We start from the raw sequence: 20,588 nt of genomic DNA on the forward strand, positions 1-20,588 counted from the left end.
CATCTTCCATCGAGCACTGACCGGCCTCTGCATGCCGATGCATCGGAACGCTGTGCGTGCTCCGGGATATGGACGGATCAGGCGTCGGCGGAAATGTGGGCCATGCACGTGCGGGAATCAACAATTGGCAAGCCTGCATGCATCGGCAGGCTCGAACCGCGCTTGATCCATCTCAACACCGCGCGGTGCTGCGGCGCGCAACATCGCTCCCGATCCTCTGCACGAGGAATCGCATGTCTCTCTCCTCCCGAATGAAGGCTTGCCTTCTCGGGTTAATGCTTAAGCACTCGAATCTTGAGCGAATAGTACGAACTGTGCCCTGACGCACGCCGAGGCAGATCACGTGACGCTTTCGCACCGGCTATATACATTGCGTCAACGATGCCACATGCTGCGTTCTCTGCCGTGCCGCACTGCTGCACACAGAGCTAACCGGCCTGTCCCAGTGACGGGATCAATTCCAATGTCGTTGTCCGTCTGGGTCAGGATTCGCCTGCCGCTGGTAATTTTCGTGGTCGGCACGGCGCTAGCGATCGCCCTCGGTGTTTCGGCCCACCAGGAGATCGGGCGCGGTGCCCAAGCGCGCTTCGACGCAACCGCCTTCGATCTGGGACGCAAGGTCGAAGCCCGCTTCGACGACTACACCGCCGTCCTGGTCGGCCTGCGTGCGCGATTCAATGCCTCTGAGACGGTGACGCGAAGCGATTTCAGGGACTACGTTGCAGGGCTGAACCTGGCGAGCGCCTACCCCGGTTTCCAGGCCGTCAGCTATGCGCCCCGGATTGCGGCCAACGACAAGCGGGCCTTCGAGGCGCAGGTCCGCGGTGATGCCAGCCTCGATGCTGGCGTCGCCTCCGGCTTCGCCATCAAGCCGCCCGGGGAACGGGACACGTACTACCCGCTGACCTACATCGAACCGCAGGCCGGCAACGAGCGGCTGCTCGGCAACGACCTGGGCGCGATGCCCGACAGAGGCGACGCGCTCGAGCAGGGGCGCGACACCGGCGGGCTCGTCACATCCGGCCGCAAGGTCCGCATCGCAGGTCGCGAGTCCGACATTGGATTGGCGATGCGGCTGCCGGTCTATCGCCCAGGACAACTGCTCGATACGCTCGAGCAGCGGCGTAGTGCCTATATCGGCTCGGTTGGCGCGGGCTTCAGCGTCGCAGGGATGTTGAGCGATGTGGTTGGTGCCGAAACCGCGAGGACGTTCCGGTTGCGCTTGATCGATGCCGGGCCGGGTCAGGGGGTGATCGGGACACGCGTCGAGACCAGGTTTGTCGCGCCGACCTCCTTCGGCGAGCGGCAACTGCTGTTCGACAGTGCGTCCGGGGCGAAGCCCGCTGCTGCAACGACGCGCAGCCTCGAGCGCATGCTCGGCTTCGAGTTGGGCGGCCACTCTTGGCTTGTGGAGGTCGGTCAAGACGAAAACCAGGTCTTCGGCCCGCTTGACAAGGCCATTCCGTGGCTCGTCGTCCTCGGTGGCCTGGCCACCAGCATGCTGCTTGCCGGGATCGTCTTTTCGTTGACCACCGCACGCAGCCGAGCCCAGGTCCTGGCGATCGAGATGACCAGCCACCTGCGCACCAGCGAACGGCAGTTGGAGGAGGCCCAGCACCTGGCAAGCCTGGGGAGCTGGATCCTCGATCTCGAGACCGGAGCGCTGCAATGCTCCGAAGAAGCCCGGCGCATGCTGGGCCTGGAGGCCGGCCCCGTGCTGCCGGACCTGCCCACGCTGCTCCTGCGGGTTCCGGCCGCCGAACGTCCCGCGATCGAACAGCAGATCGCCCTGGTCTCGCAGTCCACGGAACGCAGCGAATTCGAGCACCGCCTGAGCCTGCCCGATGGCACCGACCGCTGGCTCCACGTCATCGCGCAGTCGGTCCAAGACGAAGGGAAGCGATTGGTGCGCGGCACCGTGCGCGACGCCACTCGGCCGCGCAAGGATGCGTTGCGTCAGAAGCTCGAGTACAAGATCGCTCGGCTGCTTGCCGGCGACGGCAGGGCCGAGACGGTGATCGCGCTGGCGCTCGAGGCGGTTTGCACCGACCTGCGCTGGGACTGCGGCGCGTTGTGGAGCGTCGGCGACGACGGCCTGGCTCGATGCACCGTGGCCTGGCACGCCGACAACCCGGCGGTGCGGCAATTCGTCGATGCCAGCCGGTCGCTCGCTTACCGGCCCGGCGAAGGTTCGCTGGGCCGCGCCTGGGGGATCGGCAGCGTCGTGCGAATCGACACGCTGGCGGCTCCGAGCCATTTCGCGCGCGAAGCGATGGCCCGCCAGGCCGGGCTGACCGTCGGCCTCATCGTGCCGATGGTCGCCACCGTTGCGCCCACGGCGCTGGAACTTTTTGGCTCCAATCCGTATGTTGCCGACGCGGAGACGCTGGAGTCGTTGCGTGTGATCGCCTTGCAGATCGCGCAGTACAAGCAACGCAAGCTGGCCGAGGGGAGCCTCCGTTTCATGGCCAGTCACGACGAATTGACCGGGTTGCTCAATCGCGCCGCGCTGCAACAGGCGCTTGCCGTTGCCATCAGGCGCAGCGACCGCCATCAGAGACAGTTCGCGGTGATGTTCGTCGATCTGGATCGCTTCAAGCACATCAACGATACGCTGGGCCACGGCGTGGGCGACGAGATGATCAAGATCTGCGGCGAGCGCCTCACAGCGCTGCTGCGCGATGCCGACGTCGTGGCGCGTTTTGGCGGCGATGAGTTCGTGCTGCTGCTGGAAAACCTGTCCAGCCCGAACGATGCCGTGATGCTCGCCGAGAAGGTGCTGGCTTGTTGCGCCGAGCCTTTCGTCATCGAGGGGCGCGAACTGCACGTCAGCGCCAGCGTCGGCGTGAGCGTCTATCCGGAGAACGGCGGTGATGCCGAAGCGCTCTTGAAAAATGCCGACACAGCGATGTACCGCGCCAAGGAAAGAGGTCGCAACACCTACAGGTTCTACGCGGCGAAGATGAATGCGCAGAGCACCGAAAAGCTGATGCTCGAAGGCGCGCTGCACCACGCCTTGGAGCGCGGGGAGCTGGAGATGCACTACCAGCCGAAGATGAATCTGCAGACCCAGCGCATCGTCGGCGTCGAGGCACTGATGCGCTGGCGCCATCCGGTTCTGGGCATGATTCCGCCGGTGCAGTTCATTCCGATTGCCGAAGAGATCGGCTTGATCGTGTCCATGGGCAAGTGGGCGTTGCAGAGGGCGTGTGCCGATTCGCGCTCCTGGCAGAAATACGGTTTGCCGCAAGTGTTGGTGTGCGTCAATCTGTCGCCGCGCCAATTCGAAAGCCGCACGCTCATCGCTGACATACGGGCCGTCCTGGAAGCCTCTGGCATGGAGCCGTCGCTGCTGGAGTTGGAAATCACCGAAGGCGCGGTGATGGCGGACCCCGAGCATGCGGCGAAGTTGCTCTGGATGATCCGAGACATGGGTGTCGGACTCGCCCTGGACGATTTCGGAACGGGCTATTCCTCGCTCTCTTACTTGAAGAACTTCCCGCTGTCGACGATCAAGATCGACCGTTCCTTCGTCAACGACCTTTCGCAAGATGCCGATGCACGAGCACTCATCGACGGCATCATCACCCTGGCCCACGGGTTGCGAATGAAGGTGGTGGCCGAGGGTGTCGAGACCACAGCCCAGCTCGATTATTTGCGCAGCCGCGGTTGCGACGAGGTCCAGGGCTATTGGCTGTGCAAGCCCGTATCTGCCGACGAGGCGCGCGATTTCATGGCGCATCGCCTTCCCAACCAATTCGCTCCACCGGTGGCGGCCTGACGGCTGAAACTTCGAAGCAATCGTCCCCGGGCACGTTCGCTCGGACCTCAAGCAACCTCACAGGAGCATTCATGATTCCTTCCCCCCAGTGCAAGACACAGGAGCAGACGATCGCCGCAATCGAGGAGCTCGACCTCACGCTGATCAAGTTCAAGGCCCGCCGCAAAGAGGATGGCTACGGCTGGTCGGCAGACTACGCGGATCAGATGGAGGTGGCCTACAAGCGCTACCTGATATTGCACGCCAAGCACCCCGATCTGACGCTCGCCCCCGAGCAGGACGTCGACCGCTTCTGGCACATGCACATCCTCGACACGAGAAAGTACGCTGCTGATTGCGAAACCACTTTCGGCCATTTCTTGCACCACTTTCCGTACCTCGGCCTGCGCGGCGAGGAAGACGCCAAGGCGCTGCAAGCGGCCTTCGTGGAGATGCAGCGCTTGTCCATCGAGGAATTCGGGGAGCCGACGCCTGCGTCCCAACAAAAGCCTGCCAAGGATGCGGCTGCATGGTGTTCGCTCGAGGCAGGCAAAGCGCCAGCCGCATGGTGTTCGCTCGAGGCGGGCAAAGCGCCAGCGGCATGGTATTCGCTCGAGGCGGGCAAAGCGCCAGCGGCATGGTGTTCGCTCGAGGCGGGCAAAGCGCCAGCGGCATGGTGTTCGCTCGAGGCGGGCAAAGCGCCAGCGGCATGGTGTTCGCTCGAGGCGGGCAAAGCGCCAGCAGCATGGTGTTCGCTCGAGGCGGGCACTCCGGCCGGGACTGCCTTCACGGCAGAGCTCTCGGTGAAGGCCAGCTCGAGTGCGAGGCTGTGCATGTAGCTCCGATGTCCGGGAAGAAGTACCAATGCGGACGCGGAAGCTTTGGGCCGCTTGAGGCGCTCGGCTTCCAGACCCCCGCTGAGATGTTGAGCCAATGTTGCGTCGACCGGTTGAATCCGCCAGCAGATTGCCGTCATCGGCTCGGCCTCAGGTGTGCGCACCAACGCTGACAGTTCGCAGTTGCCGGCCCGGCGGACATCCGCACGGTGCTGGCGCACCCCGTGGCGCTGGAGGAGGTCAAGCCTTGGCTCGATCTGGAGATGCCGCACGTCGTACGCCAGCCGGCGGCGAGCGGCGGCGCTGCGGCGAAGTCGGTGGCCGAAGGCGCAGCGTCGGGCATGGCCTCCATAGGGCCGCCCGGCGCGGCCCGCCTCTACGGCCTCACGCCGATTGTCAGCGGCATCGAGGAGGGGCCGCACAACACGACGCGCTGGTGGGTGCTGGGGCATGCGATCCCGGCACCCAGCGGGCATGACAAAACGACGCTGCTGCTGACCGTCGATGAAGAAGGCTTTCAGCGGTCGCTGCAGGCGCTCGCGCAATCGGCCCGGGTCCTGGCCGTCTACGAACGCCCGGGCAAGCGATCGCTGGACGGGCACCGCTATGTCATCGACGTCGTGGGTCATGCCTCGCAACCCGAGATCGCGAGCTTGCCTACCGAGCATGCGGAGTTCCGGCTCCTCGGTTCCTACCTCGAAGATATTGAATATTCCGTGGAGGCGCGCGCTGGGTGTGGGATCGATCGACTCGGTCCTGTGGTCCGTCGGTCGAGGCCGGCGCGGGAGGGGAGGGTGCGCCGCATTCGAAGCGCGAGATCGAAGGCGCGGGTGGGCGGCCCTTCAGTGCTTGAACCCGGACTCCCGCCGGGCTCGCAGTGCCAGGATGAAAACGGTCTCGATCCCGGCGAGGTAACGGTACAGCGATATATAGCCGCGGTTGCCCTTGCCGATGATCAGCTCGCGCTTTCCACCTGCGACGGCGCGGCCGATCAGCGGGCTGCGCGAAAGGATCTGTATGGCCTCGAGAATTTCCGCGACCCGATTCGCCACGTCGGCGGCCTCATGATCTTCCAGATGGTCGATGAAGCGGTCGATGTCATCCAGAACCTCCGGCGCCAGCTCGATGCGGACCATGGGTCGGTCAGGGCCCGGGCCTGCGCGCCGAAGGCCGGCGAACCTTTTTGCCGGCCGCGCGTGCCTTCAAGTAGGCGGCAGCATCCTCCCAAGCGACCGACTCGCCGGTGCGCTGCAACGCGGCCCATCGCTTGTCTGCGATTCGATGCAGTTCCTCGTCCAATTCGCTGCGCTCGACCATGTCGGACAGCGCGTCCAGGATGAACGCATGCGAAGACTTGTCCGACCTCGCAGCCGCAGCCGCGATGCGGGCCTTGAGTTCGTCGTCAAGCCGGATGGTCGTTGTCGACATGTGGATGGACCTCATGAGGTTGACAATGGCGCAACCGTAGCACACGTGTAGCACACCGACGTCGAGCTGCCGTGCCGGTCTGGCCGCGCATGCAGAGTTCGTGCTTCTCTGCTTCTATCCGGGGCGATATTGAACGCGCGCGGCGCGCCGGCTCTTCAAGGCGGAGTGGTCCCCAGGCGCCTTTGAGCGGGAAGCTCGGCCACGTCGCATCGTTTGTTCCGTTGTGCACATCGTGCGTTTTTCGAAGTCATCTGGCGCGAGGCCGGTCAGCCCGATCGCCCGTCGCGGGTTCAGCGCCCCGTCGGCGCGCGAAGCCAGTTATCTAGCACCAGGCCAGGCACGTGCGCGAAATGCTTCGTGTGTCCGTCGATGGCGGGGCCGACCGTCGGCGCGTGGGCCGCGATCATCTCGTCAAAATCGCCGATGGGTATGCCGCGCGCTTTCAACTGGGCACGCGGATCGCCATATCGCAGCGCTGCTTGCACATCCCAGGCAGGACTGGCGCAAGGCGCAGGAACTCCCGCACGATCCGATGCAGGCGCACAGCTTCGAGACGTCGGGCGATGCCGAATCTCAGTTCGGAACAGGTCACGACGGAATGCTCGGGAACAGTCCACATTCACTCCAGCCTGCAAAAGCGCGTCCAGTGTGCTGACTTCGGGTCACACCACGCTGCGTCAGCTTTGATTGGGCGTCGTTCGAAGCTGCCCGCATCCTGCGGCAGAGATTCCGCGCCGAAGCGCTCCACGTGAACGCTCGCAGGATCGATGTCCCATGTCGCTTCCCCGCAGTCATGCGCCGACCCCGTCGAACACGATCACGCTGCGGGCCACCTCGCCGCGCTGCATGGCAGCGAAGCCCTCGTTGATGTCTTCCAGCCGGATGCGACGCGACACCATATCGTCGAGGTTCAGCCGGCCTTGCATGTAGAGCTCGATAAGGCGCGGAATGTCCTCGCGAATACGCGCTGAGCCCAGCGCCGAACCGTGGATCTTTTTTTCCAGGAAGAAGTCGCTGCCTTCGATGGAAGCTTTGACGCCCGGCGCGAAAAGACCGACAACAGTCGCCGTGCCGCCGGGCTGCAGCATCTTGAAGCACTGCTCCACGGTGGCCGCGATCCCGATGCACTCAAATGAGAATTCGACACCGCCGTGCGTGAGCTCGACGACCTTCGCAACGACGTCGCCCTCGCTGGCGAGCACGGTGTCGGTGGCGCCAAACCTGCGCGCGAGTTCCAGCTTCGAGGGCACATTGTCGATGGCGATGATGCGGGCGGCGCCAGCGATGCTGGCGCCATTGACGGCCGCCAAGCCGACTCCGCCACAGCCCACGACCGCCACCGATGAACCCGCTGGCACCCGGGCGCTGCGGAACACCGCGCCAGTGCCGGTGATGACCGCGCAGCCCAGCAGCGCCGCGCGGTCGAGAGGCATGTCCTTGCGGATTCTCACCAGTGCGTTGCGGTGCACGAGCATCTGCTCGGCGAAGCCCGAGAGATTGAACACCTGGCTGACCGGCTGGCCTGCGTGCGACAACCGCCGGGCCTTTCCAGGAGGCTGCTTGACGTCCGTGTCCATGCACAAAGCGAACCGGCCACCCAGGCACTGCATGCAGGTGCCGCAGAACACCGAAAGCGCACCGACCACGTGGTCGCCCGGCTGCAGGTCCTTGACGCCGCTGCCGACCGCCGAGACGACGCCGGCCACTTCGTGACCGAGCACGCCGGGGAGTGGGATCTTGCGCATGCCCTGCATGTAGTGCAGGTCGCTGTGGCACAGGCCGACGGCCGCTGTATTCAAGAGAACTTCGTTCGGTCCCGGCGCGCCGATCGCCACGTCCTGGATCACCAAAGGTTGGCCGAATGCTTCGAGGACTGCTGCTCGCATGGTCTTGGGGACTCCCTGTGGGTTGTGGACATGCGGCCGGGCCGCGCCTCAATCAGTTTAGGAGGACTGATTCGCGCGATGCCTGAGCCGAATGCAAAGTTGGTTTGCATCTCGCGAGAAGCCGCGGGGCACATCTCATCGAAATAATCCGTGCGCCCGGCTTGGCATCCCGCCCGCACGTGCGCCGACAAGAAAGAACAGGAGACAACCATGAACCGCCGCAGCCTCTTCTTCGGAATCCTGGCGATCACATCGATGGTCGGTGCCGCCATGGCTCAGCAACAGCCGACCAAAATCGTGGTGCCTTTCGCCGCGGGCGGAGGCACCGACTCCTACCTGCGGCTGCTGGCCGACGAATTGACGAAGCGCGGCACACGGACCATCGTCGAGAACAAGCCCGGCGGCAGCGCGGTGGTCGCCGCCGACTACGTCGCCAAGGCACGGCCGGACGGGCAGACGCTGGTGATGTCTTTCGTCGGCATGCTGGGAACCAACACCATCCTGTTCGACAAGCTGCCCTACGATCCGCAGAAGGATTTCACGGCCGTGTCGCAGGTGGCGTACCAGCCTACGATCATCGTCGGCCGCACCGAACTGCCCTACAAGAACATCAAGGAAATGGTGGACTACGCCCGCGCCAATCCGGGCGCCATCAATCGAGGCTCTCCGGGGGCGGCGATCCTGAGCAATCTGGCACCCGTGGCGTTCGAGAAGTCGCTTGGCATCCGCACCAATCACATACCGTTCAACGGCGACGCACCCGCCATCCAGGCGATGCTCAGCAATTCCATCGATGTGTATGGCACCTCCATCACGAGCTCCCTGCCGCACATCAAGTCAGGCAAATTTCGCGTTCTCGGGGTGATGGATACCAAGCGCCTGCCACAGGTGCCCGAAGCGCTGACCTTCAAGGAGCTCGGCTACGAATTCGAGGCACCGCTGCGCTACTACCTGTCCGCGCCCGCGGCCACGCCCAAAGACGTGGTATCCCGGCTGAACAAATCGATCAACGATGTGCTCGCGGATCCGGCCTTCATCGAGCGTGCTCGTGCCATCGGCATGGAGCCGCAAGGCGGAACCCCTGAGGACATGGAGCGGCTTCTCAATGCAGAGATCGCACGCTGGAACCCTGTTGTGAAGAGCCTGAACCTGCCGAAAGCAGGTCAATAGCGAGGGGAGGGCAGGGGCCGCGAGTCAGGTCGGCGGGCCGCCTTGGGGCAGCGGCGCCGTGGCAGGGTGGACGGTGATGCTTGTTCTCCCAACCGACGCAATTGCTCAGGCCTACTGCAGACTCGTCCACACGGAGTTGGACAGCACGTCCGTGATCTGGAGATCGAGGCAGAGGACGCGCTGGAAATTTCGGAGCAGACCGAGCGCTAGCGTGAAAGCCCGGTAGCCGGGCCTCGAACTCGGTTTCGGGTTCGCCCTCAATGCAGACATCGGTGACTTCGAGGGCCACGGCGGCAATCGCTGCAAAGCTGCCGGCACCTTGGACGCGACTTGGGGCTGTGAAGGTCAGCTGCCCACCTTAGGCTCAGTCCGCTCGCGTCGCCGAGGCGAGCAAGAGTTCGTTGGGGCCCACCCAGCCCTGATCGCCACGAAATTGCTCAAGAGCTTCCTCCATTTCTCGCCAAGCCGACTCCCTGGCCCTTGCATCCAGCGGCGCAAGGACTTCCATGATCGGCGAACCCGAACTTCGAACGAAGGCGACGTAGGCAGCGGCATCGGGGAGTTCGAATGGCACTGCAAGCGATTGCGCAGCGACCTCGACATACCCAGCCGCCGTCAGGAGGCCTGCAAGCCTGCCCGGTGCCGCAAGGCTGAACAACCCGCCATCGGCATAGGGCGAGACGCTACCGCTCAACCCCCGGTGCTTGCGGGCCACCTGCAGCATGGTCGTGATGCAAGGGTTGTTCGCGGGGTCCCCGAACACCAGCGCGACGAAGCGACCGCCCGGCCGCAGTGCTTTGAATGCGCCGGCCAGCGCAGCGGCCGCGTTCATGCAGAACATGAGCCCGAGCCTGCACATCACCGCATCGAAAGGCGCCTCCGCATGTACCGGCTGCTGCGCGTCCGCGACGGCGAAGCGCACGTTGGTGAGGCCAGCCTCTTCGACGTGCCCTCGCGCGAAGTCCAGGATTTTCGGTGAGATGTCGGTCGCCAACACGTCGCCTGTCGGCCCGACGACCCGGGCGATGTCCTTCGTCTGGTCGCCCGCGCCCGCGGCGAGGTCGAGTACGCGTGCACCCGGCCGCAGGCGCGCCTCGGACAGCATCGCTGCAGTTGCCTGTCGCAACCACGCATGAACGACCGGTGTGCTGCTGGACCAGCCCTCGGCGGCCCGGTCCCAGGCCTTCGCAACCGCGTCCGTCATGCGTCCCCCCGGATGCCGGCGTTGTCCAGCAGGGGCACCCAGACCCTGCGGTCGTCCTCTACCTTCGTGGCCAGTTGTGCAGGCGAGCTATGCGCCGCCGTCATGGCCGCATCCTCGAGTCGGCGTGTCAGTCCGGGGCGCGCTACTACATTGCCGACCGCCTCCGACGCCTGCTCCGCGGTGCGTGCCGGTGTGCCAGCCGGTGCGAAAAAGGCGAACCACTCGCGCATCACTGATCGCGCGTGGCCCTGTTCGGCGAGGGTGGGCACTGCCGGCGAGAAGCGGCTGCGCTCACGCCCTGAGGTACCGAGCAACCGCAGACGACCGCTTGCCAGTTGCGGCAGCAGCAGGCCTTCCGGAAGCACGAGCACGGCGACCTGCCCACCAAGGAGCGCCGCCACGGCAGGCGGGCCGCCCGGATAGGGAACATGGCGCCAGTCCAGACCGGCCTGATCGAACAGCATGACCTCGAGAATGTGGGGCAGGGTGCCCGTGCCGGGCGACGCGGCGTTGGCCTCGCCGGGATGGCGCCGCATCCACTCGATCAACATCCTGGTGTCGGCGACCTCCGCCGGCACGGCATTGCCCACGGCCACGCCAAGGTTCATCTCCGCCGCGAGCGACACGGGCACGAGGTCCCGCGCAGGGTCGTAGCCGAGCTTTGCGTACAACGTGGGGTAAAGGCTGGCGATTGCGCCCTGGCCCAGCAGCCAGGTCGAGCCATCGGCTGGCGCCGACTTCAACGCCTGGACCGCGATCTGGCCTGCCGCACCGGGCCGGTTGTCGACGACGACCTGCTGCGCGAAGACACCGACAAGTGCCTCGCCAAAGGTTCGGGCAACGATGTCCGGCACGCTGCCTGCGGGACCGGTACAAAGGATGCGAAGGCGTTCCTGCTTCGCCGAGGACGCCGTTTGCCCGAGGCAGGCGGAACTGCAGACCGCCGCAGCCGCTGCGGCGGCAACGGCCATCAGCACGTGGCGCCGCGGCATGTGGCCATTCGTGGGTGAGCTTGTCGTCATGGGCGGCCTCGAAGTGATGTGGCACGCCAGCGTAGGCCGGCGCTCCATGAGCCACAAGGCGCGGACTTGCAGAACGGGGCCGCAATAGTGCATAACGGGCGATGCTCGACTGGAACGACCTGAAGTACTTCGTGGCTGTGGCGCAGCACGGCAGCACCCTGGCCGCCGGCCGGGCCCTGGAGGTCGATCAGTCGACGGTGCAGCGACGGCTCACGGCGCTGGAGCGGCACATCGGCCGCGCGCTGGTTCAGCGCCATACCACCGGCTACAGGCTGACCGACTTCGGCACCGAGGTGCTGGAAGCCGCTCGCGAGGTCGGGCGAGCGGTGGGCGACTTCGAACAGGTGCTGGCCGCCTCGAAGCGCAATGCGGCGGGTGTGATCCGGCTCACCTGCCCGGAGCCGCTCGTGAATCGGTTGATGCATTCCGGGCTACTGGATCGCTTCCACGCGCTGCATCCCGAACTGCATGTGGAATTCGTGATGAGCGACAAGTACGTCGACCTGCGCACCGGCGAGGCTGACGTCGCGCTGCGTTCAGGCGACACCGACGATGCCGTGCTGGTCGGTCGCAAGGTCGGCGACTCGCTGTGGGCGGTCTATGCGAGCCGGGACTACGTGGCGCGCCATGGCCAACCGTCGTCCATCGAGGAAATCCAGGCACACCCGCTGGCGGGGTTTGAAGAGAGCATGGCGGGCCACCGCGCGAGCCAATGGCTGCGTCAGGTGGCACCGGACGCGAACATCGTGGCCCGCAGCGGCAGTGTGCTCGGTCTCCTGCTGTCGGTGAAGGCCGGTGTGGGCATTGCGCCGCTGCCGACGGCGCTTGGGGATTCCGAGACGGAGCTGGTCCGGGTGCTCGGACCCATCCCGGAGCTGTCGCGGGATTGGCGGCTGCTCGCGATGCCCGAGATCCGGAAGACGGCCCGCGTCAGCGCGTTCTTTGACTTCATTGCCGCGGAGATCGACGCGCTCAAACCCATCATCACTGGCTAGTGAAGTCGTGCGCGTCTGATCAGAAAGGCCTTCCTGGCTTGCGTCTGGTCTGTTGCGTGCTTGATGGCTTTGACCGGCTGGAGTGCTCTCAGTGGAGAGTCGACTTCAGACTGGTTGCGGACGCTCACGCGTGGAGCCCGAAGGGCAAGGATGGGCCCTCTTCCGACTTTCACTGGCGCCCTGGCGGATGTCCGTTTTGCAGCGTATTTCCGACTTTGAGATCGAAACCTTCGATGCCGCGATGAGGCTGATGCTCGACACCCGGAAAGGTACTTTCAGCTTCATGCCCCACGGTGCAACGCGGCCGCTCGAAGGTTCGTGTTCTCGCGATAAACCAGCGTAGCTGGGCTCGCCGGGAAATTTAGCGAGCTGTTCAAATCTTCGGGTTGCCTAGGAGGTGCAGATGTAGCTAGCGGCCGACTTTGGCCCTACTGCATCGTTGATGGGCCCCGTGTATCGCGGATATTTCGGGTACTGGCATAGAGGCCGAGCAAAGACAACCGTTCCTTCTGTGTCGCGTTTCTCAGCAAGCAATGTCGAAGGTGCTGCGCTTCGTGTCACCCATTGGTCGAGGGCTGCCAGCAGGTCCGACGAGTCTGCCCCCGGGCCACCGCTGCAGTGGTTCACTCCTGGCGCGACGTAGAAGCGCGTGGATGCTTCGGTGGCTGCGGCGCCTACCGAGGCCCGTAAGGTTGCGTAGTACTCGGCGGTCGATTTCACGCTGAGGGCAGAATCACTTCCGCCGTGCCACAGGATCAGCTTGCCGCCGCTGTTGAGAAACGGACGTATGTCAGCGTTGGTCGCGTCATTGAGCGCTGCCATGGCATAGAGCGCATTCTGGTTCTGATCCCAAGGTGCGTAGGTCAGTGAATTGGTGGATCTATCGCGGGCAAGATAGTTCTTGACCGTCGTATCCTGAAAAAGAAATTGCTGCGCGCCTGCGAGATTGCCGTCGCCCGTGACCCACGCGCGCCATGCACCGGGGTTGTCCTCGTTCCCTGTCAGGTTCCAGCCTGCATTACGGAAGGTGGCACTGCCCGTGAATGTCGCTTCGGTGGTCCACGACGTCACCACGTCAAGCTGTGCATCCGACAGGCAGCTGTCCCCGGAGTCGGTGCCGCCAGCGCAGCGCAATACGGCCACGTTGACGTGCGCCGACGTGCACGCGGCCTGGTTCGACACGACCCCGTCGACGATCCCATCGAGTCCATCGCAGGCGTCTCGCACATGTTTGCTCAGAAGCGCAGTCTTCGCGGCGGTGAATGCGCCTCCAGGTGCCGCCAGTGCCCTGGCATTCCGATTGAAGGCGCCCATGAACCCGACCCAGTTGTAGGCGGGGGCGCGCGCGATGACGCCATCGAAAAGGTTCGGTGATCGTTGCACCGCCATCAATGCTTCTCGTCCGCCGTTCGAGCAACCTTCGAAGTAGGACTTCGCCGGTTGCGCTCCATAGGCCAGTGTTAGCGCTTCGGTGGTCGTCGACATCACAGTGGGCACGGAGAGGCTGCCGAATAACTGGGCGGCAAAGGTGTCGGTCAAGGCGAAATCGGCGCTCAAGGCATTGGCTTGATGTCCCGAATCACTCGCGACCATGGCGTAGCCCTGGCTCAGGACCTGGGGCTGCAACGGCAAGATGGTGCCGTTGTAGCCGCCTCCGCCTTGGTAGTAAAGCTTGCCGTTCCACACCTCCGGCAGCGCGATCTGAAAGTTCAGGGCAGGAGGGATCGTCCCGCTGACCCTGCAATGCATCGCCATGGTTTTTGTCGCGGGGATCATGACGGCGGTGAGCGACGCGCCTGCAACGGTTTGGCCGTTCAGATTTCCGCACGCTTTCTGAACCGTTACGACCGGCGTGGGGGGAGGACTTTCCGACTGCGCAGCCGGAGCGCCGGGAAGCAGCACGGGCAAAACACCACGGTTGTCGGAGCCGCCGCCGCAAGCAGCCAGCATTGCCACGCTGGCCGCTGCAACCTGGAGCCTTGCGCGCGCTGACGAATGTTTCGAGAAGAAGACGTGCATGTTTGATTCCTTGATCGGTTTTCGAGCCCGCGCCGCGACGAGATCGAGCGATGCGCATCGGGATGACGGAGGCCGCTTCAGCTTGCGGGTGCGGCCGGCCCAATCGGTCTGCCAGGGGTGCACCGACGGGCTCTCAGAGTTCGTCGAGCGGATAGATCGGACGCCGCACGCGTTCGAAGCGCAGCTTCGAATAGTCCGACGTCGTCACACCGACGCTGTCGCATTCGATGACCTCTTGCGCCAGGCTACCGAAACCGGCTCTCCAATGCACCCGGCTCTTCAATACGAGGTACCTGGTTCGATCGAGATCGATGCCGAGCGACATCAGATAGGCCAGGTCGTGTGGCTCAGTGGCCAGCGATGTCACCACGACCTGGACGCCGCCGACTTGAAGCACCACGGTCTTGCCCGCCGAGATGGCCACGCCGGCCATCATGGGGCCGCGCAGACGGAACGCGCCATCGCTGATGAGGCGCACGCGCGCTGAAACGGTGATCGGCGCATTGACGTCGCCGGTGGCCTTCAGCTCGCTCAGGCCTCCGAGGGAAAGCGTGAGTTCGTTTCCGACGCCGGCGGCGATCGCCCGCTCCACCGCCTGCGGATCGCGAATGGCATAGAACACCGCGTCCTGAAGGTCCTGGCGCAGCACCTCGGCAAGCACACCCGTGGTGTCCATGGTGCCCCCCGAGGCACTGTTGTCGCAGTGATCGAGCAGGACGACCGGCCACGTCGTCGAAGACTTCGCTCGCGCCACCGACTCCGCCAGAGGCAACCCCTCGTACAGGAAGGCCGAACGGTTTTCCCATGCCTGATCAAGCAACGCATCGCGCACTTGCCTGGCCTGTTCTTCATTCGCATCGGTGCACACCACGGCCGACAGGCCGGCATTGCGGATGTCCGCATGCGGGAAACCCGTGAACACGGATGCGGCAAGCACAGTCCCGGACTGCTCGAGTTCGATGCAGCGCGCTTGCAGCGACTGGTTGGGCTCCGCATGCGTGCCCTGGCGCATGACGTGCGGCAGCATGGGCCGGTTGTCCCATGCGAGGACAGGTTGGATTTCTCCACGGATCGTACGCACCAGCAGTTCTGCGGCCCGTCGGCCGGCCGCGGCCATGTCGATGTGCGGATAGGTGTGGTAGCCGCTGAGAACCGTCAGCTGCTCGACCATCTCTGGATAAAGGTTGGCGTGCATATCGAACGCCGCGCCGATCGGAACGGTCGGCTGCAATTCGCGAAGCCGGCGCAGGAGTTCTCCTTCGCCATCCTCATGGTCGCCCGTGACCATCGCCCCATGCAGGTCGAGCAGGATCCCGTCGAACACCTGGTCCTTGGCAGCGTCGAGGATCAGTCCGACGATCCGCTCGTAGGCGTCGGTGTCGACCAACCCGCTCGGGCTCGCCTCGGCGACTACCGCCACGGTGATCTCGCAACCCTCGCGGTCGGTCGCTTCCAGGAAGCCGCCCATTCCTGTCCCCGTACCTCGCCGGGCTGTCGCTGCGGCATCGCCAACGAGCGGCGTGTCGCTGTCACGGAAGAATCTCCGCAGCGGCGTTGGCGCGGGAGAGAAGGTGTTCGTTTCGTGCTTGAAGCAAGCCAGAAGCAAGCGGAGGGGAGCTTCACGATTCATGTTGTCCTCGGAGTCGGTTGCGCAATGGAGGTTAGAGAGGTCGAAGTCGGGGAGGCTTGCAGCGGTCAGAAGTCCACCGCTTGAAGAACCGCATCCCACGCCAAGTCCGACGCCGCTTCGGCCAGCACGAAAGGATCGACCGACGCAGTGCCTGTTCCCGTGGAGAGCGCGAAGAGGATGTCGCCGTCGTGCGGTGTGTGAAACGGCTGGATGGCGCGGGCCATCGACGAATGCACTTGCCTGCCAAGTTGCCGCAGGAACAGCGGCGGCATGGGCTGGTCGGTCACGAGGACAGTGAGCGTGGTGTTCTCCGTCGTGGCGACGGTGTTCCCCGGTGTGACGGGCGCTTCGGCTGTGGCCGATGCGATCGGCACCAGCACCTCGCGCGGGTGATGGCGCACGCCCGTACGCCGGTGACGCAGGCCGCGCACCACCCGGCCTTGGCGGTCGACGACCACGCCCAGTGCATTGACCACGGTGGCAACGAAAACCCGGGTACCGCCGACCATCGCGAACGCGGCGCCCTGTCCGCCGGCTTCGCGTTCGTAGTCCGGGTAGGCCGAAAATTTGCCCACCGCTGCCGAGCGCCCCGCGCCGCGCGCGCCCTGCGGAAAAGTCCCGGCCTGTGCTGCCCCGTAGGCGGCCGCGCCGAGCGCCTTGTCCGGATAAATCGAATTGGTGCGTCCGCCGAAGTCGTAGATGATGGCGCCGGACACCAGCGCGATCTTTCCCCACCCCACGGCGCCATCGCGCTCGGCCAACATGTGCGATGCCACCCCCGTGGCCGCTTCCAGCCCGTACAGGGAACCGCCCGCAAGGCTGATCGCATCCACGCGCGGATAGCCACCAAGAAGGCCCGGTGCGCCACCGCGCACATCGACCTCGCAGTCGGCTCCGCCCTCGACATGAAGGACCGTGCAACCGGTAGGCCCCTCTTCGTACTCCGCAATGCCGATCTTCAGCTGAGGAAAGTCGAAAGACAGCGCCCGACCGTCCGACGGCCCCTGCCACAGCCGCGGAACCAAGTCTTGCGCGGCGTTCACATCGTTTTTCATTTGTTTGACTCTTTCGTATTTACGCTGCAGCCTGCCAAAGGGCCTGGCTGTACTCGTGGTGCGGTTTCTCGTAGAAACGCGCGGCGTCGCCGATCTCGAGCACTTCGCCCGCGCGCATCACCGCGATCCGGCTGCATACGTAGCGCGTGGCGGCCAGATCGTGGGAGATGAAGAGGGCCGCAAAGCCGTGACGCTGCTGCAGGTCGCGGATCAGATTGAGGATCTGCACCTGCACGGATACGTCGAGCGCACTGACCGCTTCATCGAACACCAGAAACCGGGGCTGCGTGATCAACGCCCGGGCGATCGCCACCCGTTGGCGCTGCCCGCCAGAGAGCTCATGCGGGAACCGCTCGGCAAATCCCGGGTTGAGGCCCACCAGCGCGAGCGTTTGCGCGACGCGCTCGCGGCGCTCCTGCGGCGTTCCCGCACCGGTGACCGCAAGCGGCTCTGCCACCGACACGCCGAGACGAAGCCGCGGGTTGAGGGCCCACTCCGGCTGCTGCAACACTACCGACATGCGTCCCGCAAGCAGAAGTTGCCGCGCTCGACGCGAGGCGGGAACGACATCGCCAAGGAAGCGCACCGCCCCTTGCGTGGGCGCCTGCAAGCCCAGCAGTAGCCGGCCCATTGTTGTTTTCCCGGAGCCGCTTTCTCCGACGACCCCGAGCGTTTCGCCGGCGCGAATGCTCAAACTCACATCACGCACTGCGTCAACGCGGCGCCGGTTCCAGACCGGCCCCGCGGTGAAGGTAACGCCCACGCTATCGAGCGACACCACGGGCTCCGTCATGCGGCCTCCTTAAATTGAACCAGCTCGCCGGCGCGGTGGCATGCGACCGAACGCCCCTCGACCTCGCGCAGCTCAGGCCGCAGCGAGCGACAGTCGGCGCCGGCATACCCGCACCGGTCGGCAAAGGCGCAATGCTCGCTGCGACCGCTGAGCGCCGGCGGCGCGCCGGGAATCGAAGCCAGAACCTCGCCCAGTTTTTCCCTTCCAGGCGCCACGGCAAGCAGCGCCTGCGTGTAGGGATGCGCAGGCCGCGCGAAGACCACGGACGCCGGGCCGTACTCGACCACACGGCCGGCATACATCACCGCCACCGTGTCGCAATGACGGGCCACGGCGCGCAGTTCGTGGCTCAGCAGCACAACGCCTGTTTTCATTGAATCGCGCAACGACACGAGCAACGCAAAGATCTGCTCGCGCAGGGTTGCGTCCAGGGAGGCCGTCGGCTCGTCGGCCACCAGCAACATCGGCCCGCGCGCAATGGCCATTGCGATCACGACGCGTTGCGCCATGCCACCCGACAACTGGTGCGGAAAACTGCGTTCGACGCGTTCGATGTCGCGCAGCCCGACGCGTGCCAACAGATCGCGCACCGGCGCCTTGCTGCCGGCCGCCAGCGCCACTTGCTTGCCGACGCGCATGGTCGGGTCCAACGCGACCATGGGGTTCTGAAAAACGAAACCGAGCGTGCGACGACGCAGGTCGCGCATGGCAGTGTCATCCAGCTCGAAGACCGACCGGCCGTTCACTTTCAGATCGCCGCCGGGTCGACCGGCGTTGTCCGCCAGCAGCCGCCCCACAGCCAGGCCCAGCGTGCTTTTTCCCGAGCCGCTTTCCCCGACCAGCCCAAGTACTTCGCCGGCGCGCACCGACAGCGTCGCCCCGTCCAGCGCCCGATGTGCGGCCCCCGATGCGTCGCCGAACTCGATGACAAGGTCCGTGACTTCCAGCAACGGCGGTGTTGTCGCGCTGTTCATCAAAGTCGCCTCCCACGCAGAGGTTCGAGAGCATCGCGCAGTCCGTCGCCCAGAAGATTCACAGCCACAATGGACAGCGCCAGCACCACACCCGCCGACAGCGCGAGCCAGGGCGCGATCGTCAGGTACACCGAACCAAGACGCAGCAAAGCGCCGAGAGAAGACTCCGGCGGCTGGGAGCCGAGTCCCAGAAAACTCAACCCGCTTTCGATCAGGATGCCAATCGACACGGCGTAGGTGAACTGCACCAGCACCGCGCCCAGCACATTGGGCAGCAGGTGCACCAGCATCACGCGCAGGCGCGAGGCCCCCGCCACCTCGGCGGCCGTCACGAAGCCGCGCCCCACCATGCCGAGCGTGACCGAGCGCACCACCCGCACGAACAGAGGCAGCGTGGCGAACAGGATCACCGCGAGCGCAGAAATGCTCCCCGGGCCGATCACGGCAGCTACCAACAGCCCAAGCATCAGCGCCGGAAACGCGAACATGATGTCCATGGCCCGCGCAATCACGGTGTCGACCCAGCGCCCCACATAGGCGGCGTACAGCCCGATGAGTGTTCCGAGAATGGCGGTCCCGCAGACCGATGCCAGCGCCAGAACAAAGGTCGCACGGATTCCACGCACGATGCGTGGCAGCAGGTCGCGGCCCAGTTCATCCGTCCCGAAGGGCATTGCCCATGAGGGCGCAGCGAAGCGCGGGCCGGCGCCGATCTGGTCCGGATCGCCCAACGGCAGCCAGGGACCGAGGGCGCCCAGCAACAGCAGCGTGAGAAGGACCAGTCCGCCGAGGGCGGCCAGATGGTCGCGACGTGCGAAGCGCACGGCGGTTTTCATGACTTGCATCATTCGCCCTTTCACCCGTGGCGCCTGGCATCGATGCGCGGATCGAGCACGGCATACCCCAGGTCGGCCAGGGTATTCACGGCGATGAATACCGCAGCCGCCAGCAACACGCCGGCCTGCACGACCGCATAGTCGCGGTTGCCCAGCGCGCTGTAGACGTACAGGCCGATCCCGGGCACGGAGAAGAGGATCTCGGCAATCAATGCCCCGCCGAGCAGGTAACCGATGTAGGTGGCGGTCACGGTCAGCACAGGGATGGACGCATTGCGCAGAACGTGGTGATGCACGATCTGCCAACGGCTTCGCCCCTGCGAGATGGCGGTGAGCACATGGCCGTCGGTCAGCACGCGCTGAACCGAATCCCGCGTCGTGCGAACCAGCAGCGCGATGCCGAAGATGCCCAGGCTCATGCCCGGCAAGAGCGTAGCGCGCACGTTGACACCCGGGTCTTCGGTGAACGGCACATAGCCACCCACTGTCGCACCCAGGCTCCATCTGGAAAACACGTACACCAGCACGCTGCCCAGGACGACCTCGGGCACGCTGGCCCCCAGGGCGCCCACCATGCGGCCGACGGAGCGCCATCTGCCAATGCCCAGGCCAGCCAGCAAGCCCAGCGGCAACCCGACCGCCAGGGCCGTGGCCGTCGCGATCAAGGCGACCTGGATCGTCGCAGGCGCGCGGCGCACCATTTCGTCGGCCACCGGTTTGCTGGTCGCCATCGAAACCCCGAAATCGCCGATCGCTGCGGTGCCCAGCCATTTCACGTACTGCGCCGGCCCCGACCGATCGAGCCCGAACTTCGCGATCAGTTCGGCGCGCGCTTCCACGGAGGCATCCGGACCCAGCACCATCTGCTCGAAGCCCCCGGGCAGCAAACGCAAGCCGGCGAAAACGAGGATCGACACGCCCACAAGGGTCAACGTGGCAATCCCCAGGCGCAGGGCGAGGTAGTAGACGATTCGCATCTT

Annotated in this window: 17 protein-coding genes and 1 pseudogene; 5 read left to right on the forward strand and 13 right to left on the reverse strand. The window is 65.1% G+C overall.

The annotated features are described in order from the left end of the window. Nucleotides 1-463: 463 nt before the first annotated feature. The 3 genes and pseudogenes from QFZ83_RS11635 to QFZ83_RS11645 form a co-directional block, all read left to right on the forward strand. Entirely contained in the window at nt 464-3,781 is a 3,318-nt protein-coding gene (locus QFZ83_RS11635) for an EAL domain-containing protein (protein WP_307506316.1), read from the forward strand. A 71-nt stretch (nt 3,782-3,852) separates the two neighbouring features. Continuing rightward, the gene (locus QFZ83_RS11640; RefSeq protein ID WP_307506319.1) at nt 3,853-4,599 is read left to right on the forward strand and encodes a hypothetical protein; all 747 of its coding nucleotides are present in this window, start codon (nt 3,853-3,855) and stop codon (nt 4,597-4,599) included. Between the two features lie 197 nt (nt 4,600-4,796). Next, nucleotides 4,797-5,036, forward strand: a pseudogene (locus QFZ83_RS11645) (prephenate dehydratase domain-containing protein); the annotation flags it as partial. 402 nt (nt 5,037-5,438) lie between these two features. Here QFZ83_RS11645 and QFZ83_RS11650 read toward each other — a convergent pair. The 4 genes from QFZ83_RS11650 to QFZ83_RS11665 form a co-directional block, all read right to left on the reverse strand. Beyond that, entirely contained in the window at nt 5,439-5,732 is a 294-nt protein-coding gene (locus tag QFZ83_RS11650) for a type II toxin-antitoxin system RelE/ParE family toxin (protein ID WP_307506321.1), read from the reverse strand. A gap of 7 nt (nt 5,733-5,739) precedes the next feature. Beyond that, nucleotides 5,740-6,024, reverse strand: a complete 285-nt coding sequence (locus QFZ83_RS11655) for a CopG family ribbon-helix-helix protein (RefSeq protein WP_307506323.1) — start codon at nt 6,022-6,024, stop codon at nt 5,740-5,742. A 290-nt stretch (nt 6,025-6,314) separates the two neighbouring features. Continuing rightward, nucleotides 6,315-6,509: a hypothetical protein gene (locus tag QFZ83_RS11660; RefSeq protein ID WP_307506325.1), complete on the reverse strand. Its 195-nt coding sequence runs from the start codon at nt 6,507-6,509 to the stop codon at nt 6,315-6,317. A 306-nt stretch (nt 6,510-6,815) separates the two neighbouring features. Continuing rightward, on the reverse strand, nt 6,816-7,910 hold the full coding sequence (locus QFZ83_RS11665) for a Zn-dependent alcohol dehydrogenase (protein ID WP_307506327.1): 1,095 nt from the start codon (nt 7,908-7,910) through the stop codon (nt 6,816-6,818). A gap of 210 nt (nt 7,911-8,120) precedes the next feature. Between QFZ83_RS11665 and QFZ83_RS11670 the strand changes: the two genes are divergently transcribed. Then, nucleotides 8,121-9,080, forward strand: a complete 960-nt coding sequence (locus QFZ83_RS11670; RefSeq protein WP_307506329.1) for a tripartite tricarboxylate transporter substrate binding protein — start codon at nt 8,121-8,123, stop codon at nt 9,078-9,080. A 364-nt stretch (nt 9,081-9,444) separates the two neighbouring features. Here QFZ83_RS11670 and QFZ83_RS11675 read toward each other — a convergent pair whose 3' ends face one another. Beyond that, nucleotides 9,445-10,284, reverse strand: coding sequence for a class I SAM-dependent methyltransferase (locus QFZ83_RS11675; RefSeq protein WP_307506331.1), 840 nt, complete (start codon nt 10,282-10,284; stop codon nt 9,445-9,447). Beyond that, the gene (locus QFZ83_RS11680) at nt 10,281-11,306 is read right to left on the reverse strand and encodes a tripartite tricarboxylate transporter substrate-binding protein (protein WP_307506333.1); all 1,026 of its coding nucleotides are present in this window, start codon (nt 11,304-11,306) and stop codon (nt 10,281-10,283) included. The genes QFZ83_RS11675 and QFZ83_RS11680 overlap by 4 nt, the downstream gene beginning before the upstream one ends. A 101-nt stretch (nt 11,307-11,407) precedes the next feature. Between QFZ83_RS11680 and QFZ83_RS11685 the strand changes: the two genes are divergently transcribed. Next, nucleotides 11,408-12,301 (forward strand): LysR family transcriptional regulator, encoded by an 894-nt coding sequence (locus tag QFZ83_RS11685; protein WP_307506335.1) that lies wholly within the window; start codon nt 11,408-11,410, stop codon nt 12,299-12,301. 390 nt (nt 12,302-12,691) lie between these two features. On the opposite strand, the gene QFZ83_RS11690 is transcribed toward QFZ83_RS11685, so the two are convergent. From QFZ83_RS11690 to QFZ83_RS11720, 7 genes are all read right to left on the reverse strand, one after another. Next, on the reverse strand, nt 12,692-14,443 hold the full coding sequence (locus tag QFZ83_RS11690; protein WP_307506337.1) for a tannase/feruloyl esterase family alpha/beta hydrolase: 1,752 nt from the start codon (nt 14,441-14,443) through the stop codon (nt 12,692-12,694). Nucleotides 14,444-14,453: 10 nt separating this feature from the next. Then, entirely contained in the window at nt 14,454-15,950 is a 1,497-nt protein-coding gene (locus tag QFZ83_RS11695; protein WP_307506339.1) for a M81 family metallopeptidase, read from the reverse strand. Nucleotides 15,951-16,015: 65 nt separating this feature from the next. Next, entirely contained in the window at nt 16,016-17,005 is a 990-nt protein-coding gene (locus tag QFZ83_RS11700; protein ID WP_307506341.1) for a P1 family peptidase, read from the reverse strand. Nucleotides 17,006-17,024: 19 nt separating this feature from the next. After that, complete coding sequence (locus QFZ83_RS11705) at nt 17,025-17,798, reverse strand: ATP-binding cassette domain-containing protein (RefSeq protein WP_307506343.1); 774 nt, start codon at nt 17,796-17,798, stop codon at nt 17,025-17,027. Next, nucleotides 17,795-18,772: an ABC transporter ATP-binding protein gene (locus tag QFZ83_RS11710; protein WP_307506346.1), complete on the reverse strand. Its 978-nt coding sequence runs from the start codon at nt 18,770-18,772 to the stop codon at nt 17,795-17,797. Before QFZ83_RS11710 ends, QFZ83_RS11705 begins: the two co-directional genes overlap by 4 nt. Beyond that, the gene (locus tag QFZ83_RS11715) at nt 18,772-19,608 is read right to left on the reverse strand and encodes an ABC transporter permease (protein ID WP_307506348.1); all 837 of its coding nucleotides are present in this window, start codon (nt 19,606-19,608) and stop codon (nt 18,772-18,774) included. The genes QFZ83_RS11710 and QFZ83_RS11715 overlap by 1 nt, the downstream gene beginning before the upstream one ends. A 20-nt stretch (nt 19,609-19,628) precedes the next feature. Further along, nucleotides 19,629-20,585, reverse strand: coding sequence for an ABC transporter permease (locus QFZ83_RS11720; RefSeq protein ID WP_307506351.1), 957 nt, complete (start codon nt 20,583-20,585; stop codon nt 19,629-19,631). Nucleotides 20,586-20,588 lie beyond the last annotated feature (3 nt).

The organism is Variovorax sp. W1I1 (genome assembly GCF_030815625.1).
Classification (GTDB): Bacteria; Pseudomonadota; Gammaproteobacteria; order Burkholderiales; family Burkholderiaceae_C; genus Variovorax; species Variovorax paradoxus_C.